A 14,517-nucleotide genomic window follows, 5' to 3' on the forward strand; every position below is an offset into this window, starting at 1 on the left:
GGACCCGACATGGCCGAAGCCCGCGAACTCCTGATCGAACTTGGCACCGAGGAGCTGCCCCCGACCGCGCTCGCGCGCCTGCGCGATGCCCTGGCCGAGGGGCTGACCACCCGCCTGCGCGACGCCGGGCTGGAACCGGGCGATCCCGAGACCTTCGCCACCCCGCGGCGCCTGGCCGTGCTGTTCCCGAACGTGCCTGCGCGCCAACCGGATCAGCTGCAGGAGCGCCGCGGCCCGGCGGTGGCAGCGGCCTTTGACGACGCCGGCGAGCCGACCAGGGCGGTACTGGGCTTTGCCCGATCCTGTGGTGTCGAGGTCGAGCGCCTGGAGCGCGAGACCACCGACAAGGGCGAGTACCTGGTGTTTCGCCAGCTGCAGCCGGGGCGCGCCCTCGGTGAACTGCTGCCGGAGATGCTGGAGGCCGCGCTGGACGCCCTGCCCACACCCAAGCGCATGCGCTGGGGCAGCAGCCGTACCGAATTCGTGCGGCCCGCGCACTGGCTGGTCGTCCTGCACGGGCCCGACGTGCTGGAGATGACGGTGCTGGAACAAGCGTCCGGTCGGGTGACCCACGGCCACCGCTTCCATCAGCCCGGCGCCCTGGAGCTCAAGCGCGGCAGTGACTACGCGGAGCGGCTGCGCAGTCCGGGGTTTGTCGAGCCGTCCTTCGAGGCGCGCCGCGAGCGCATCCTCGAGCAGGTCCACGAGCAGGCGAAGGCCCTGGGCGGGCGCGCGCTGGTGGATGCGGACCTGCTGGACGAGGTGACTGCGCTGGTCGAGTGGCCGGTGGCCCTGACCGGCGGCTTTGATCCGCGTTTCCTGGATGTTCCGCAGGAGGCGCTGATCTCCACCATGCAGGACAACCAGAAATACTTCCCGGTGGTCGACGAGGCCGGCCGGATGCAGCCGCATTTCATCGTGATCAGCAACATCGAGTCGCGCGACCCGCACGCGGTGCGCGATGGCAACGAGCGCGTGCTACGCCCGCGCTTCGCCGATGCCGAGTTCTTCTGGCAGCAGGACCGCAAGAAGCGCCTGGAGGAACGTCTGGAGGCGCTGGACTCGGTGGTGTTCGAGAAGCGCCTGGGCACGCTGCGCGACAAGTCGGCGCGGCTCGAGGCGTTGATGCAGCGCCTCGCCGGGTTGATGGACCTGGATGCGAACCTCGCCGCGCGCGCGGCACGCCTGGCCAAGTGCGACCTGGTCACCCAGATGGTGTTCGAGTTCACCGATCTGCAGGGCACGATGGGTCGCTATTACGCCCTGCACGACCGCGAGGACGAGACCGTCGCCGCCGCGATCGAGCAGCATTACTGGCCGCGCCAGTCCGGCTCCGAGCTGCCGGACGCCCCGCTGGCCCAGGCGCTGGCGCTGGCCGATCGCCTCGACACCCTGGTCGGGATCTTCGCGATCGGCAAGCAGCCCAGTGGCACCAAGGACCCGTTTGCCCTGCGCCGCGCCGCGCTGGGGCTGGTGCGTATCCTGGTCGAGCGCGAAGTGCCGCTGGCCCTGACCCCGCTGCTGCAGGCCGCCGCCGAACCGATTCGCGAGCGTGTGCCGGAGGCCGATCAGGCCGTTGAACCGGTGCGCGAGTACATCCTGGAGCGCCTGCGCGGCTACCTGCTGGAGCAGGGTCAGGCGCACGAGACCATCGAGGCGGTGGCCGCGGTCGCGCCGGATGCCCCACTGGATTTCGTCCGTCGCGTGCGCGCGGTCAGCCTGTTCCGCGAGCGCCCGGAGGCCGAGGCCCTGGCCGCGGCCAACAAGCGCATCCACAACCTGCTGCGCAAGGCCGGCGAAGAGGCCGAGGCCGAACTCGACCCCGAGGCCCTGGTGCTGGACGAGGAACGCCAGCTATACCAGGGTCTGCAGGCCGTGCGCCCGGGCGTCGAGCAGGCGGTGGCCGATGGTGACTACCTGCATGCGCTCGGTGAACTGGCAGGCCTGCGTGATCGCGTGGACACCTTCTTCGACCAGGTGATGGTGATGGCCGAGGACGCCGCCGAGCGCCGCAACCGCCTGGCCCTGCTGCGCGAACTGCGTCGCGCGTTCGAGACCGTGGCCGACATCGGCCGCCTGGCGACGGGGTAGGGCCGGGCAATGCTGCCCCTGATCCGAGGTCTGCTGTTCCAGCTGGGGTTCGTCGGCTCCATCCTGGTCTTCGGCCTGCTGGTGCCGCCGCTGATCTGGCCGTTTTCCCGCCCCGTCCGCTATCGTGTCCTGACCCTGTGGGGCCGGTTCAACGTCTGGTGGCTGCGCATCAGTTGCGGGATCGATTACCGGGTGCACGGGCGCGAGCACATCGACCCCTCGCGCCCGCATGTGGTGTTGTCCAAGCACCAGTCGGCCTGGGAGACGGTTGCCTTCGTCGCGATCTTTCCCATGCAGACCTGGGTGCTCAAGCGCGAATTGATGCGTATCCCCCTGTTCGGCTGGACGTTGTCCATGCTCGATCCGGTGCCGATCGATCGCGAGGGCGGGCGGCAGGCCCTGGAGAACCTGGTGGCCGAAGGCAAGCAGCGCCTGGACCAGGGCCGCTGGGTGATCGTGTTTCCCGAGGGCACGCGCGTGGCCCCGGGCGAACACGGGCGCTACCGTCAGGGCGGCGCGATGCTGGCAGTGCGTACCGGCTATCCGGTGCTGCCGGTGGCGCTGAACAGCGGGAGCTTCTGGCCGAAGAAAGGGATCCGGCGCTACCCGGGAACCGTCGAGGTGGTGGTGGGGGCGCCGATCGAGACCGCCGGGCGCAAGCCGGTCGAGGTGCTGTCCGAGTCCGAAAAATGGATCGAGACCGCCATGGCCGAGATCGAGCCGCGTACCATGAACCCGCCGATGGAGAAGCCGCATGGCCAATGAGCCCGTGATCAGCGCCCCGCTGGTCGAACTGCGCGACCGGACCATCTACCGGATCGGTGATTCGGAGCCGGCCGTTTGGCTGATCGACGACCTGGAGCTCGGCGGCATTCTGGTGAATGCGCCGGTGTATTCCGAACCGCTCCTGGAGGCGATCCGCGCCATCACCAAGCCCGCGTACCTGTTCCTGCCCAGCCGGTATGGGGCGCAGGATCTGGATGCCTGGCGCGCTGCGGGGCTGGAGACCCTGGCCTTCGAGGCCGAGGCCCCGGCGATCCGCGCGGCGGGGGGCGAGATCGACATCGCCTTCAACCGCAAGCAGCGCCTGTCGCGGACCATCGACTTCCTCCCGATGGCCGGCGTAACCGATGGCACCTGCGCACTGCGCTTGAAGAATCTGCCCGGCGTGGTCTTCTTCGGCCCTACCCTGGCCCCGGGCGCGGATGGCTGGCCCACCCTGATCGAGAACCCGGAGGATCATTCCTTCGAGGCGCGCCTGTTCGGTGCCCTCGGCGTGAAGGACCTGAAGTTCGCCTACGCCTTCTGCGACCGCTTCGATCCCGCCACCACGCAATACGGCCCGGACGCCGACCAGCACATCCAGGCCCGCATCGAGGCCGTCTTCGACGAGTAGGCCGTCCGCGTCAGTCGCGGGCGATCAGGGTCTGGATCACGTGGCCGGCGGCGGTCAGGCCGAAGATCGCCGGCAGGTAGGAGATGGTGCCGTTGACCGAGCGCGGCCGGCCGCCGTCGCCGACCGGGCGGTGCTCGGTGCCCTTGCGCGGCTGTTCGATGGAAAACACTACCGGGTAGTCCAGGTGCGCGCCCAGGCGCCGCAGCCGCTTGCGCATCTGCCGCGCGAGCGGGCACACGCGGGTCCCGGCCAGCGGCCCCACGCGCACGGCGGTCGGGTCGATGCGCCCGCCTGCGCCCATGCTCGAAATCACGGCCTGCCCGCGGGCCTGGGCAGTCGCGACCAGCGCGGCCTTGCAGACGATGGAGTCGATCGCGTCCAGCACGAAGTCGGCATCCTCCGGGACCAGGTCGCCGATGGTGTCGGGCTGGAGGAAGTCCTGGCGAATGATGACCTCGATGTCGGGATCAATGTCGCGGATGCGGTTCGCCATGATCTCGGTCTTGGGCCGGTCCACGGTGGAGCGCAGTGCCACCAGCTGGCGGTTCAGGTTGGAGGCTCCGACCACGTCGTGATCGGCCAGGGTCATGCGTCCGACCCCGGCCCGCGCGATGGCCTCGGCGGCATAGCTGCCCACGCCGCCCAGGCCGGCGATGAAGACATGCCGGTCGCGCAGGCGCGCAGTGACGTCATGCCCCAGCAACAGATCCGTGCGTTCGGTATAGGGATTGTGCGGGGCGTCAGCGGGCGAGTTCATGCAGCGGAACCGGTCGGGAGCCGGAGGACCCGGCGTGCATTTTGTGACGTGATTATAGCCATCTCGGCCGGGTCCATGTCTCGCAGGGCCGCGAGCTGGCGGTTGACCTCGGCGGTCATGGCCGGCTCGTTGCGCTCGCCCTGGTGTCCGGCCAGCGGTTGGTCTGGTGCATCCGTCTCCACCACCAGCGCCTCCAGTGGTGCCTCGCGCACCACGCGGTGCAGTTTCTTCGCCCGCTTGTAGGTCACGGGTCCGCCGATCCCGAGTGCAAAGCCGAGATCCGCCGCCTGGCGGGCCTGCTGCGGACTGCCGATGAAGGCATGCAGGATGCCGGTGATACCGGGGTGCTGGCGCAGGCCCTTCAGGACCTCGTCAAGCGCGCGCCGGCTGTGGATGATCACCGGCAGGTCGCGTTCCCGGGCGATCGCCAGTTGCCGGGTGTAGAAGCGCCACTGGCGGTCCCAGTCGAGGTCCTGGCGGTAGCCGTCCAGCCCGATCTCGCCGACGGCGATGGTCTCCGGGTGCGCGTCCAGCCAGGCCTCCAGCGCGTCGAGGTCGTCATCGGCATGGTCTTGCAGGAAGATCGGGTGCAGACCATAGGCGACATGCAGGCCGGCGTCCTGCCGGTGCAGGGCGTCCAGATCCGGCCAGCGCGCACGCGTGACGCCGGGCAGAACCAGCTCCTGCACGCCGGCGGCCCGGGCGCGGTCCAGCACCGCCGGGCGATCCGGATCGAACGCGTCGAGGTCCAGGTGGACATGCGTATCGATCAGGTGCATCGGGACAAACCCCTACGGACAGGGGTAGGTGTAGCGGGCGTGGATCGCCTCGATGGCCTCTAGCACGGCGTCGGACAGGGTGATGTCGATGGTGGCGATGTTCTCGCGCAGCTGTTCCATGGTAGTCGCGCCGACCAGGTTGCTGGTCACGAACGGCTGCTGGTTGACGAAGGCCAGTGCCAACTGGGTTGGGGTCAGCCCGTGTGCGGCGGCGAGCTTGGCGTACTCGGCGGTCGCGGCCAGACCGGATGCGTTGCTGTAGCGCTGGAAGCGCTCGAACAGGGTCAGCCGGGCACCTGCCGGCTTGGCGCCATCCAGGTATTTTCCGGAGAGCATGCCGAAGGCCAGCGGCGAGTAGGCCAGCAGGCCCGCGTCCTCGCGGATCGCCATCTCGGCCAGGCCCGCCTCGAAGCTGCGGTTGAGCAGGTTGTAGGGATTCTGGATGGAGACAATGCGCTCGGACAGGCCGCGGTCATGCGCGCGGATCCATTCCATGAAGCCCCACGGGGTCTCGTTGGATATACCGATGGTCCGTACGCGGCCGCTGTCGACCATGGCCTTCAGGGCGGCGGCGGTCTCCTCGATCGGCGTGGCATCATCATCCGGCTTGTGGCTGTAGCCGAGCTGGCCGAAGAAGTTGGTCGCGCGGGCCGGCCAATGGACCTGGTATAGGTCCAGATAGTCGGTCTGCAGCCGCTTGAGGCTGTCGCTCAGGGCTTGTTCGATATGCTCGCGGTTCAGCTGCGGTCCGTCGCGCAGGTAGTCGATCATGCCGGGGCCGGCGACCTTGCTGGCCAGCACAACTTGATCGCGGTTCTTGCGCTGCGCCAGCCAGTTGCCAATGTAGGTCTCGGTCAGGCCCTGGGTCTCCTCGCGCGGCGGCACCGGATACATCTCGGCGGCGTCGATGAAGTTCACCTTCTGCTCCAGCGCGTAGTCGAGCTGCTCGTGCGCCTCGGCCTCGGTGTTCTGCTCGCCCCAGGTCATGGTGCCCAGGCCGATCAGGCTGACTTCGATATCGGTACGTCCCAGCTTGCGGTACTGCATGCCTTCTCCCGGGGTGGGGTGGTGCGTTTCAGGTGAACAGGGTCAGGACCCCGGTGTAGCCGTACAGGCGGTTGGCGAAGATCTCGCCATTGGCGAAGAAGCCGACCAGGGGTACATCCCCCAGCCCCTTCTGCACGATAGCCAACTCCGCGCCTTCCTGCCCGAACTGGTGGCGCCCGCGCCCGACACAGGAGACGTAGAGCGCCCCGCGAATGCCGTTGGGTGCCTGGGCGCGCACCTGTTCCAGCATGCGTTCCAGGTCTTCGCGGGCGGCCTGGCCGTCGCGGCGCACGAACAGGATCTGCGACCCCGGTTCCAGTATCTCGCCGATCGCGAGTACCTCCTGGTCCAGGTCCACCCCGATGATGTTGCGCACACGATAGTCGCCGGTATCCGAGCCGGGGATGGGAAAGCCGACCAGGATGTAGCCCAGCGCGCGCTCGAGATCACGCGACAGGACATCGCCAATGATGCCCTTGAATGCCGGCAGGGCCTGCTGTCCGTCCAGACGCACGATGATGTTGCGCCAGGTCTCGGTCAGCTCGTGCTGGCCGGGCAGCGGTGTGCAGCCCTGGCTGTGGCGCGCGGCGATGGCGACATCGTCGCGCAGCGCGAGCCCGGTGATGCCCGAGGCGGAGACCCCGTCGGCGATCTGTACCCCGCCGGGCTCGCCGGAGTTGACGCCCCCGATGGCAAACCAGGCGGTCTGCTCGCCGATTTCGGTCAGTATGCCTTCCAGGCCCTCCATGTGGGGGTCGGCGTTCAGGATCAGACGGCCCGGGGTCTGCGGGTCGAGGAACCCGTCCAGTTCCTTTACCAGGTCCTCGAAGCGACGTACCGGGCGGTAGATGACCCGAACGCTGGATGCCGGGAACTCGCCGATCATCAGGGTCGCACCGGGCTGCTCGTAGAGCTCGTCGTGCGGGCCGATGATCGCCATGGCCATGCCGCCGACAAAGTGATCGATCCCCAGGCCTTCGCGCAGGTGTTTCAGCAGGCTGCGGGCGTGGCGGCTCAGGGGGTCGGAGAGATAGATGAAGCCGACGCGTACCTGATCATCGCCACGCACCGGCTGTTCGCCGAGCTCGGCGATCAGGGCGGTGGCCAGGGCCCCGGGCTCGTCGCCGCGGGCGGAGGCACTGCGAAAGGGTGTGGTCATAAACCGAGATGCTCCAGCATGCTGAGGGCCTCGTTGTCGTCGACCGGAAGGCCGGTGTGCACGTGCAGACCACCGTCTTCGGCGAACACCAGGCGGGCGTGGTGGCGAGTGTCCAGTTCTTCCAGGAACCAGGCGATCTCGGAGGGATGCACGGCGTGCTTCCCGCGCGTCAGGTGGCGCACGAGGATGGCGTCCTCGCGTACGTCCAGAAACAATGGCTGGGGTAGCTCCAGCGGCAGGATGTGGTTCTGCACCAGCCATTCCACCGGGGTGGGTCGCCGCCGCGGCAGCGGTCGGCTGTCCATGCGGAAGTAGCCCCCGCCGCCCGGCTGCTTGATGAGCTCCTCCAGCCAGTCCCCGTTGAAACCCTGGTGCACGATCAGCGAGCGTCCGTCGTAACGGCTGCGGAAGCGCTCCATCTGTTGGGCCGGCCGTGGCCCGAAAAGTCCGAACACGCCAACTCCGTCCTGTCGGTGAAAGCCCGAATCCTAGCGGAATGCCCGGCCTTAAACGAAAAAAGCCCCGCCGGAGCGGGGCTTGGGAACTTCTTCTGGGCTTGCGGATCAGCCGCGACGCGACAGCATCTCGTGGATGATCGGGGCCAGGATGACCTCCATCGCGAAGCTCATCTTGCCGCCCGGGACCACCAGGGTCTTGGGATCGGACATGAAGGAGTCCGGGATCATGTTCAGCAGGTACGGGAAGTCGATGCCGAACTTCGCCGGATCCTTGAAGCTGATGACCACCATCGACTCGTCCGGGGTCGGCACGGCGCGGGCGATGAACGGGTTGGAGGTGTCCACCGTCGGGACGCGCTGGAAGTTGATGTCCGTGTAGCCGAACTGCGGGGTGATGTAGTTCACGTAGTCCGGCATGCGACGCAGGATCGTGTCGACGATCGCCTCGGCGGAATAGCCGCGCTCGGCGTTGTCGCGGAAGATCTTCTGGATCCACTCGAGGTTCACGATCGGCACCACGCCGATACCCAGGTCCACGTGCTGCGCGGCGTCCACTTGGCCATTCACGACCAGGCCGTGCAGGCCCTCGTAGAACATCAGATCGGTGCCCGGCTGGATCTCTTCCCAGGGAGTGAATTCGCCCGGTCCGAGGTTGGTGCCAAGGCGCTCGTTGTGCTCGGCGGCCTCTTCGTCGGAATGCAGGTAGTAGCGCTTCTCGCCCTGGCCGGTCTCGCCGTAGGTCTTGAACAGCCCCTCGATGCGGTCGAACAGGTTGGCGTCGGGGCCAAAGTGCGAGAAGTGATCGTTGCCGTCGGCGGCGGCCTTCTGCATCGCCTCTTTCATCGCCTTGCGGTCATAGCGATGGAAGCTGTCGCCCTCGATCACGACCGGGCTGATCTGCTCGCGACGGAAGATGGACTCGAAGGAGCGCTTGACGGTGGAGGTGCCGGCACCCGAGGAACCGGTCACCGCAATCACGGGATGCTTCTGGGACATGGAATTTCTCCTTGCAAACGGGTTGCTAAAGGTTGCGTTTAACAGACTAGAAAATCAGGTTGAGCATGAACATGGCGACTACGGCGAACAGGATGGTCATGATGCCGCCCGCCTTCATGAAGTCCTTCACCCGGTAGCCGCCGGGGCCCATGATCAGGGCATTCACCTGGTGGGTCGGGATCAGGAAGGAATTCGAGGTGGCGATCGCCACGGTCAGCGCGAACACGCGCGGGTCGGCATCCATGCCCGCGGCCTGCGCGGCGATCGCGAAGTTGATCGCCAGCGGCACCAGCAGCACGGTCGCGCCGACGTTCGACATCACCAGGGTAAAGAACGTGGCCAGGGCGAAGATCGTCGCCTGCAGTACCCAGGGCGGCACGGTGCCCAGCATGTCGAGCGTGTTCTGTGCGATCCAGGCGGCGGTGCCGGTGTTCTCCACCGCCATCCCCAGCGGGATAAGCGACGCGAGCAGGAAGACCGTCTTCCAGCTGACCGCGCGGTAGGCGTTGTCGAGACTGATGACGCCGGTCAGGATCATGCCCAGCGCGCCGGTGAGCAATGCCACCGACAGCATCAGGTCGGTGAGCACGATCAGACCCACGGTCAATACCAGGAAGAACAGGGCATGCGGGACCTTGGACGGGCTCAGCTCCTCGTGCGGATAGTCCGAGGTGATCACGACGAAGTCGCGGTCCTTGTCCAGGCGCGCCAGCGATTCCCAGCTGCAGTGCACCACCAGGATGTCTCCGGTCGCCAGCGGGATGTCGCGCAGGCCTTCGCCGTAGGTATCGTTGCCGCGCTGGATGCGCATCACCGAGAGGCCGTAGGTCTGGCGCATGGCCAGTTCGGTGACGGTCTTGCCGGCGAGGTTCGAGCCGGGCGCGATCGCCACCTCGGCGACCCCGGAGCGGCCGCTGTCGAGGGCGTTGGCAAATACGTCGAGGTGCGTGGTAGGGCGCTTGCGCGTGCCCTCGCACAGCTTCTCCATGCGGGTCGGGCTGGCGAGCACGGCCAGGTGCGAATTCGCCTGGATCTCGTAGCCGGTCCACGGTGCCATGCGCAGCTCGTCGCGCACGTAGGACCCGACGATCGCGACACCGGTATCGCGCTCGATCTCGGCCACGGTGCGTCCGACCATCGGGTCGTTCTCCGGCACGAACAGCTCGTGGACCTCGTAGGACAGTCCGTACACGCGCTGGAAGTAGTCCTGTGCGCTCTCGCTCTGAGCCGACTTGGTCTTCACCGACGGCAGCACAAAGCGACCCAGCAGCACGAAGTAGACGATGGCGGTGGCCAGCAGGGCCAGGCCGATCGGGGTCACGTCGAACAGCTGGAACGGTTCCATGTCCGACGGCAGCAGGTCGTTCAGCAGGATCAGCGGGCTGGAGCCGACCAGGGTAATGGTGCCGCCGACGATCGCGGCGAAGCCCATCGGCATCAGCAGGCGCGACAGTGGGATGTTCAGGCGGTTGGAGATGCGGCTCATCACCGGCATGAACAGCGCGGCTGCGCCGATGTTCTGCATGAAGCTGGAGATTACGCCGACCGTGCCGGAGACCGTCGGGATGATGGTCTTCTCGGTGGTGCCACCCACGCGCATGATGAACGCCGCCACCTTGTGCATCACGCCGGTCTTGTCCAGACCGGCGCCGATGATCATCACCGCGATGATCGAGATCACCGCATTGGAGGCGAAGCCGCTGAACAGCTCTTCCTGGCCGACCAGCATCCCGAGTCCGGGCACCAGCGTCAGCAGGCCCAGCAGGACCATCACCGAGATCGCTGCCAGGTCGACCCGGACGATCTCGGAGACAAACAGGAAGATCGTGAACGCGAGCAGCGCAAGCACCACGATCATCTCGGTGGTCAGCGTAAGGTTTTCCATGTTCAAGTCGTGTCCTGAGGACCCGCGCCGGACGGCGCGTGGCCAGAAGCCGAAAGGGGACTCGCGCCGGGCGCAGGCGCCGAGGCGGGTCGGAGGAAACGGATTCCGCCTTTCCCTTGAAAGCGCGGGATTATTTCATCCTGCGGGCAAGGACGCAAAAAATGCGCCGGCGCCGGGTTGGCGGTTCGGCCGGCGCGGCCCCGCGTACTGGCGTTTGCCGGCATGTCGGTTATGCTTGGAAAAAAGTCCAGGTGGAGACCCCGCATGTCCGAATCCGATGCCCCGCTGTGCCGTTTTGAGACCATCGTCCTGGCGACGGATGGCTCCGAATTCAGCGAATCCGCCGAGAATGTGGCGCTGGATCTGGCGCAGCGTTGTGGTGCGCGCCTGATCGTCGCACGGATTATCCGCACCGATACCCAGCACGACGCGTTGTCTCCGCCGCGCAGCCACGAGGCAAGTGTCGCCGGTCAGGCCGATCTGGACGCGCTGGAAAAGCGCGCCCGCGAAGTGGGCATCGATGCCTCCATGATCCTGCGCCACGGGGTCGACCGGCACCAGGAGATCGTCGCCATTGCCGAGGAGTTCAAGGCCGGGCTGATCGTCATCGGCCGGCGCGATCGCGGCGACCTCTCGCGCCTGATGGTGGGCGACTCCACGCGCAAGGTCGTGGGGCTTGCGCCCTGCAACGTGATGATTGTCCCGCGTGGCGCCCAGGCGCCGCATCGCGGGTTGCTGGTGGGCACCGACGGCTCTGACCTCGGAGACCAGGCCGCGCGCGCCGCAATCGAGCTCGCCAGCTATTGCAAGCTTCCGATCACCATCGTGTCGGTGGCGGTCCCGGGGCAGAACGAGGAACGGCGTCAGGAGGGTGTGCAGGCCATCCAGCGTCTGCAGGGCGAGGCCCGCGAGAAGGGGCTGGAGGCGGATGCGACCTTCGAGGAGGGGCGCCCCGAGATTACCCTTCTGGAGGTCGCTGCGCGCGACCATCGCGATCTGGTGGTGGTCGGCAGCCACGGGCGTACCGGGCTCAAGCGCCTTCTGATGGGCAGTGTCTCCGAGCGCGTGATCGGCGGGGCTGACTGCCCGGTCCTGGTGGTCAAGAACGTCTGAGCCGACCCGGCATCGCGCCGGGTATCGTCAGGCAGGTTCGTCGGTGCGCCGGTAGAGCAGATCGGCGACCTTGTGGCCGCGTTGCTCGCCACGCCGCTCGAACTTGGTTACCGGCCGCTCCGGCGGCCGGCCAGGCGCCGGTACCGGGCCGTCCGGCTCGAACCAGGGGGCGCATTCCTGCATCACGGCGATCATGTGCTCGGCGTACTCGGCCCAGTCGGTGGCCAGGTGCAGCCGCCCGCCCGGTCGGATGCGCGTCGCCAGGTGGCGCACGAAGGCCGGCTGGATCAGGCGGCGCTTGTGGTGACGCTTCTTGTGCCACGGATCGGGGAAGAACACCTGCACGCAGTCCAGGCTGTCCGGCGTCAGGTAGTGCTCCAGCAGTTCCACCGCATCGACGTCGCTGACCCGCACATTGGTCAGGCCACGCTGCTCCACCGCGCGCAGTAGATGCCCGACCCCCGGTCGATGGACCTCGGTGCCGATGAAGTCGCGTTCTGGCTGGTTCGCGGCCTGCTCGGCCAGGCTCTCGCCGTCGCCGAAGCCGATCTCCAGGGTCACGGGTGCCGTGCGCCCGAATACCGCGGCCAGATCCAGCGGCGCGGCAGGCGCCGGGAGCTGCAGGCCAAACCGTGGGGACAGGTCGTCCAGCGCCCGCTGCTGGCCGGGGGTTAGCCGGCCCTCGCGGCGCACGAAGCTGCGGATACGGCGGTAGAACGGTTTGTCGTCGTCGGCCCCGGTGTTGGTCTGGTCGTTCATGCTTAGTTGAAGAACAGGCCGGTCTGCGGCGAGGAGGCCGAGGCGTAGCGCCGCGGCGCCATGCGCCCGGCACGGAAGGCCTGACGCCCGCCGATGATCGCGTGGCGCATGGCCGAGGCCATCATCACCGGGGCATCGGCGGCGGCGATGGCGGTGTTCATCAGCACGCCGTCGCAGCCCAGCTCCATTGCGATGGCGGCGTCCGAGGCGGTGCCGACCCCGGCATCCACCAGTACCGGAACCGAGGCGTTCTCCACGATTTCGCGGATGTTGTAGCGATTCTGGATCCCCAGCCCCGACCCGATCGGCGCGGCCAGCGGCATGATCGCCAGGCAGCCGATGTCTTCCAGGCGCTTCGCCAGCAGCGGGTCGTCGGTGGTGTAGACCATCACGTCGAAGCCTTCGGCCACCAGCGTCTCGGCGGCCTTCACGGTCTCGAAGACGTCCGGGTACAGGGTCTTCTCGTCGCCCAGGACCTCCAGCTTCACCAGGTTATGGCCGTCCAGCAGCTCGCGCGCCAGGCGGCAGGTGCGGATCGCATCCTCGGCGTTGAAGCAGCCGGCGGTATTCGGCAGCAGCGTGTAGCGCTCCGGCGAGATCACGTCCAGCAGGTTGGGTTCGTCCGGATTCTGGCCGATGTTGGTGCGGCGGATCGCGACGGTCACGATCTCCGCCCCGCTCGCCTCGATGGCGTCGCGGGTCTGGTCGAGATCACGGTACTTGCCGGTCCCCACCAGCAGGCGGGAGGTGAACTCGCGCGTGCCTACGCGGAACAGGTCGTCGGCGGACGCAGCGGCCGATTCGGTCATGGTCATTCCTTCGTTGAAAAGTGGTCGCAGGCCGGGGCGGATGGGCAATCTAGCCGCCCCCGATCGCCTGCACGATCTCCACGCGATCCCCGGATTTCAGGGGATGGGCCGCGTGCTCGCTGCGCGGGACCAGCTCTTCGTTCACCTCCACCGCCAGACGGCGGCCGCCAAGGCCGCGCACCTCGATCAGCGCCGCCAGGGTGGCCTCGCGATCGTCGGGGAGTTCGAAGGGTTCGCCGTTCAGCTGAATCTGCATGGTTCTTCGACTGCTCAGTTTACCGTTGAGCCGGAGGCCGACAAGGCCTACAATCGGCGGCGCAAGCGGGTGTAGTTCAATGGTAGAACGGGAGCTTCCCAAGCTCTTAATGTGGGTTCGATTCCCATCACCCGCTCCATTCCTTCATTCTATCAGGCTTCCCGGCCGCATCATCCCCGGAAAGCGGGATATGGACTTGCTCCAGACCCCTGTTATATCGTCGGAATCATGAACATCGACTCCAACAATCCGGATCTGCTCTCGGTCGACGCGGCGCGCGAACTGCTGCGCGAACACGCAATCTCCCCGACCGAGCAGCGCGTCGAGATTGCCCGCGTGATGTTCGCCCGCCACCAGCATCTGAGCGCCGAGCAGATCCTCGGGCAGCTAATGCGGCATGCCTCGCGGGTATCCAAGGCCACGGTGTACAACACCCTGAACCTGTTCGCCGAGAAGGGGCTGGTGCGCGAGGTCCTGATCGATCCCACCAAGCTGTTCTACGACTCCAACCTGAATCCGCATCACCACCTGTTCCATACCGATACCGGGGAACTGGAAGACGTGGACCCGGCGCGGATCGACATCTCCGATCTGCCCGCCCTGCCGGAAGGCAAGGAGCTCGAGGGTGTGGACGTCGTCTTCCGCGTGGGTCGCCGCCGCTCCTGAGCCTGTTGCCGGCCGATTGTCCGGGCTCGCCGGATTGTGGTCGGCCCCGGCCCTCGCTATCATGTCGCGCTTCGCCGGTGTAGCTCAGTTGGTAGAGCAATCGATTCGTAATCGATAGGTCGGAGGTTCGACTCCTCTCGCCGGCACCAAACTTGCTGTCATCGTCGGATCAAGGGGACGATGACAGACCAGAGCCAGGGACCGGTCCGCCCTATTCGGACCATCGGAAGGGCGGTGTTGGTAGCACCGCCCTTCTTTTTCGCGTCCCCCGCTCGAATGTCGAGGCGTACTGCCAGGTGGCACGTACTGACTGGCTACAGGTGGCATGTGAAGCCACCCGATCCTT

General features: G+C 67.1%; 15 protein-coding genes and 2 tRNA genes. 7 read left to right on the forward strand and 10 right to left on the reverse strand.

The window, feature by feature from the left end:
- Positions 1–9 precede the first annotated feature (9 nt).
- From glyS to D578_RS0102070, 3 genes are read left to right on the forward strand one after another with little or no spacing between them, the layout of a single operon-like run.
- Complete coding sequence (gene glyS / locus D578_RS0102060; protein ID WP_018948353.1) at positions 10–2,091, forward strand: glycine--tRNA ligase subunit beta; 2,082 nt, start codon at positions 10–12, stop codon at positions 2,089–2,091.
- Between the two features lie 9 nt (positions 2,092–2,100).
- On the forward strand, positions 2,101–2,856 hold the full coding sequence (locus D578_RS0102065; RefSeq protein ID WP_018948354.1) for a 1-acyl-sn-glycerol-3-phosphate acyltransferase: 756 nt from the start codon (positions 2,101–2,103) through the stop codon (positions 2,854–2,856).
- The gene (locus tag D578_RS0102070) at positions 2,846–3,487 is read left to right on the forward strand and encodes a hypothetical protein (RefSeq protein ID WP_018948355.1); all 642 of its coding nucleotides are present in this window, start codon (positions 2,846–2,848) and stop codon (positions 3,485–3,487) included. Before D578_RS0102065 ends, D578_RS0102070 begins: the two co-directional genes overlap by 11 nt.
- A gap of 10 nt (positions 3,488–3,497) precedes the next feature.
- Here D578_RS0102070 and D578_RS0102075 read toward each other — a convergent pair whose 3' ends face one another.
- The 7 genes from D578_RS0102075 to D578_RS0102105 form a co-directional block, all read right to left on the reverse strand.
- The gene (locus D578_RS0102075; protein WP_018948356.1) at positions 3,498–4,244 is read right to left on the reverse strand and encodes a ThiF family adenylyltransferase; all 747 of its coding nucleotides are present in this window, start codon (positions 4,242–4,244) and stop codon (positions 3,498–3,500) included.
- On the reverse strand, positions 4,241–5,023 hold the full coding sequence (locus tag D578_RS0102080) for a TatD family hydrolase (RefSeq protein WP_018948357.1): 783 nt from the start codon (positions 5,021–5,023) through the stop codon (positions 4,241–4,243). The genes D578_RS0102075 and D578_RS0102080 overlap by 4 nt, the downstream gene beginning before the upstream one ends.
- Positions 5,024–5,035: 12 nt before the next feature.
- Positions 5,036–6,070, reverse strand: a complete 1,035-nt coding sequence (locus D578_RS0102085) for an NADP(H)-dependent aldo-keto reductase (protein ID WP_018948358.1) — start codon at positions 6,068–6,070, stop codon at positions 5,036–5,038.
- Between the two features lie 28 nt (positions 6,071–6,098).
- Entirely contained in the window at positions 6,099–7,229 is a 1,131-nt protein-coding gene (locus D578_RS0102090; protein ID WP_018948359.1) for an FIST C-terminal domain-containing protein, read from the reverse strand.
- Positions 7,226–7,684 carry a hypothetical protein gene (locus tag D578_RS0102095; protein WP_018948360.1) on the reverse strand — a complete coding sequence of 153 codons (459 nt, stop codon included), beginning with the start codon at positions 7,682–7,684 and terminating at the stop codon, positions 7,226–7,228. The genes D578_RS0102090 and D578_RS0102095 overlap by 4 nt, the downstream gene beginning before the upstream one ends.
- Before the next feature lie 108 nt (positions 7,685–7,792).
- Positions 7,793–8,683: a phosphoribulokinase gene (locus D578_RS0102100; protein WP_018948361.1), complete on the reverse strand. Its 891-nt coding sequence runs from the start codon at positions 8,681–8,683 to the stop codon at positions 7,793–7,795.
- A 46-nt stretch (positions 8,684–8,729) separates the two neighbouring features.
- Positions 8,730–10,568, reverse strand: a complete 1,839-nt coding sequence (locus D578_RS0102105) for an SLC13 family permease (protein WP_018948362.1) — start codon at positions 10,566–10,568, stop codon at positions 8,730–8,732.
- 264 nt (positions 10,569–10,832) lie between these two features.
- On the opposite strand from D578_RS0102105, the gene D578_RS0102110 reads away from it, so the two are divergent.
- On the forward strand, positions 10,833–11,681 hold the full coding sequence (locus D578_RS0102110) for a universal stress protein (RefSeq protein WP_018948363.1): 849 nt from the start codon (positions 10,833–10,835) through the stop codon (positions 11,679–11,681).
- Between the two features lie 27 nt (positions 11,682–11,708).
- Here D578_RS0102110 and trmB read toward each other — a convergent pair whose 3' ends face one another.
- From trmB to thiS, 3 genes are read right to left on the reverse strand one after another with little or no spacing between them, the layout of a single operon-like run.
- Positions 11,709–12,440, reverse strand: a complete 732-nt coding sequence (gene trmB, locus D578_RS0102115; protein WP_018948364.1) for a tRNA (guanosine(46)-N7)-methyltransferase TrmB — start codon at positions 12,438–12,440, stop codon at positions 11,709–11,711.
- Positions 12,441–12,442: 2 nt separating this feature from the next.
- Positions 12,443–13,249 carry a thiazole synthase gene (locus tag D578_RS0102120; protein ID WP_018948365.1) on the reverse strand — a complete coding sequence of 269 codons (807 nt, stop codon included), beginning with the start codon at positions 13,247–13,249 and terminating at the stop codon, positions 12,443–12,445.
- A gap of 49 nt (positions 13,250–13,298) precedes the next feature.
- Entirely contained in the window at positions 13,299–13,505 is a 207-nt protein-coding gene (gene thiS / locus D578_RS0102125) for a sulfur carrier protein ThiS (protein ID WP_018948366.1), read from the reverse strand.
- A gap of 65 nt (positions 13,506–13,570) precedes the next feature.
- On the opposite strand from thiS, the gene D578_RS0102130 reads away from it, so the two are divergent.
- The 3 genes from D578_RS0102130 (at position 13,571) to D578_RS0102140 (ending at position 14,320) form a co-directional block, all read left to right on the forward strand.
- Positions 13,571–13,644 (forward strand) — tRNA-Gly (locus D578_RS0102130).
- Between the two features lie 89 nt (positions 13,645–13,733).
- A complete protein-coding gene (locus D578_RS0102135; RefSeq protein ID WP_018948367.1) occupies positions 13,734–14,171 on the forward strand; it encodes a Fur family transcriptional regulator in 438 nt (145 codons plus the stop codon).
- A 73-nt stretch (positions 14,172–14,244) separates the two neighbouring features.
- Positions 14,245–14,320 (forward strand) — tRNA-Thr (locus tag D578_RS0102140).
- Positions 14,321–14,517 lie beyond the last annotated feature (197 nt).

It is taken from the genome of Thioalkalivibrio sp. ALMg11 (genome assembly GCF_000377905.1).
Lineage (GTDB): Bacteria > Pseudomonadota > Gammaproteobacteria > Ectothiorhodospirales > Ectothiorhodospiraceae > Thioalkalivibrio.

Bases quoted from the DNA above. Each gene is read 5' to 3' on its own strand.
- glyS (WP_018948353.1), top strand. From the start codon at position 10: ATGGCCGAAGCCCGCGAACTCCTGATCGAACTTGGCACCGAGGAGCTG.
- D578_RS0102065 (WP_018948354.1), top strand. From the start codon at position 2,101: ATGCTGCCCCTGATCCGAGGTCTGCTGTTCCAGCTGGGGTTCGTCGGC.
- D578_RS0102070 (WP_018948355.1), top strand. From the start codon at position 2,846: ATGGCCAATGAGCCCGTGATCAGCGCCCCGCTGGTCGAACTGCGCGAC.
- D578_RS0102075 (WP_018948356.1), bottom strand. From the start codon at position 4,244: ATGAACTCGCCCGCTGACGCCCCGCACAATCCCTATACCGAACGCACG.
- D578_RS0102080 (WP_018948357.1), bottom strand. From the start codon at position 5,023: ATGCACCTGATCGATACGCATGTCCACCTGGACCTCGACGCGTTCGAT.
- D578_RS0102085 (WP_018948358.1), bottom strand. From the start codon at position 6,070: ATGCAGTACCGCAAGCTGGGACGTACCGATATCGAAGTCAGCCTGATC.
- D578_RS0102090 (WP_018948359.1), bottom strand. From the start codon at position 7,229: ATGACCACACCCTTTCGCAGTGCCTCCGCCCGCGGCGACGAGCCCGGG.
- D578_RS0102100 (WP_018948361.1), bottom strand. From the start codon at position 8,683: ATGTCCCAGAAGCATCCCGTGATTGCGGTGACCGGTTCCTCGGGTGCC.
- D578_RS0102105 (WP_018948362.1), bottom strand. From the start codon at position 10,568: ATGGAAAACCTTACGCTGACCACCGAGATGATCGTGGTGCTTGCGCTG.
- D578_RS0102110 (WP_018948363.1), top strand. From the start codon at position 10,833: ATGTCCGAATCCGATGCCCCGCTGTGCCGTTTTGAGACCATCGTCCTG.
- trmB (WP_018948364.1), bottom strand. From the start codon at position 12,440: ATGAACGACCAGACCAACACCGGGGCCGACGACGACAAACCGTTCTAC.
- D578_RS0102120 (WP_018948365.1), bottom strand. From the start codon at position 13,249: ATGACCGAATCGGCCGCTGCGTCCGCCGACGACCTGTTCCGCGTAGGC.
- thiS (WP_018948366.1), bottom strand. From the start codon at position 13,505: ATGCAGATTCAGCTGAACGGCGAACCCTTCGAACTCCCCGACGATCGC.
- D578_RS0102135 (WP_018948367.1), top strand. From the start codon at position 13,734: ATGAACATCGACTCCAACAATCCGGATCTGCTCTCGGTCGACGCGGCG.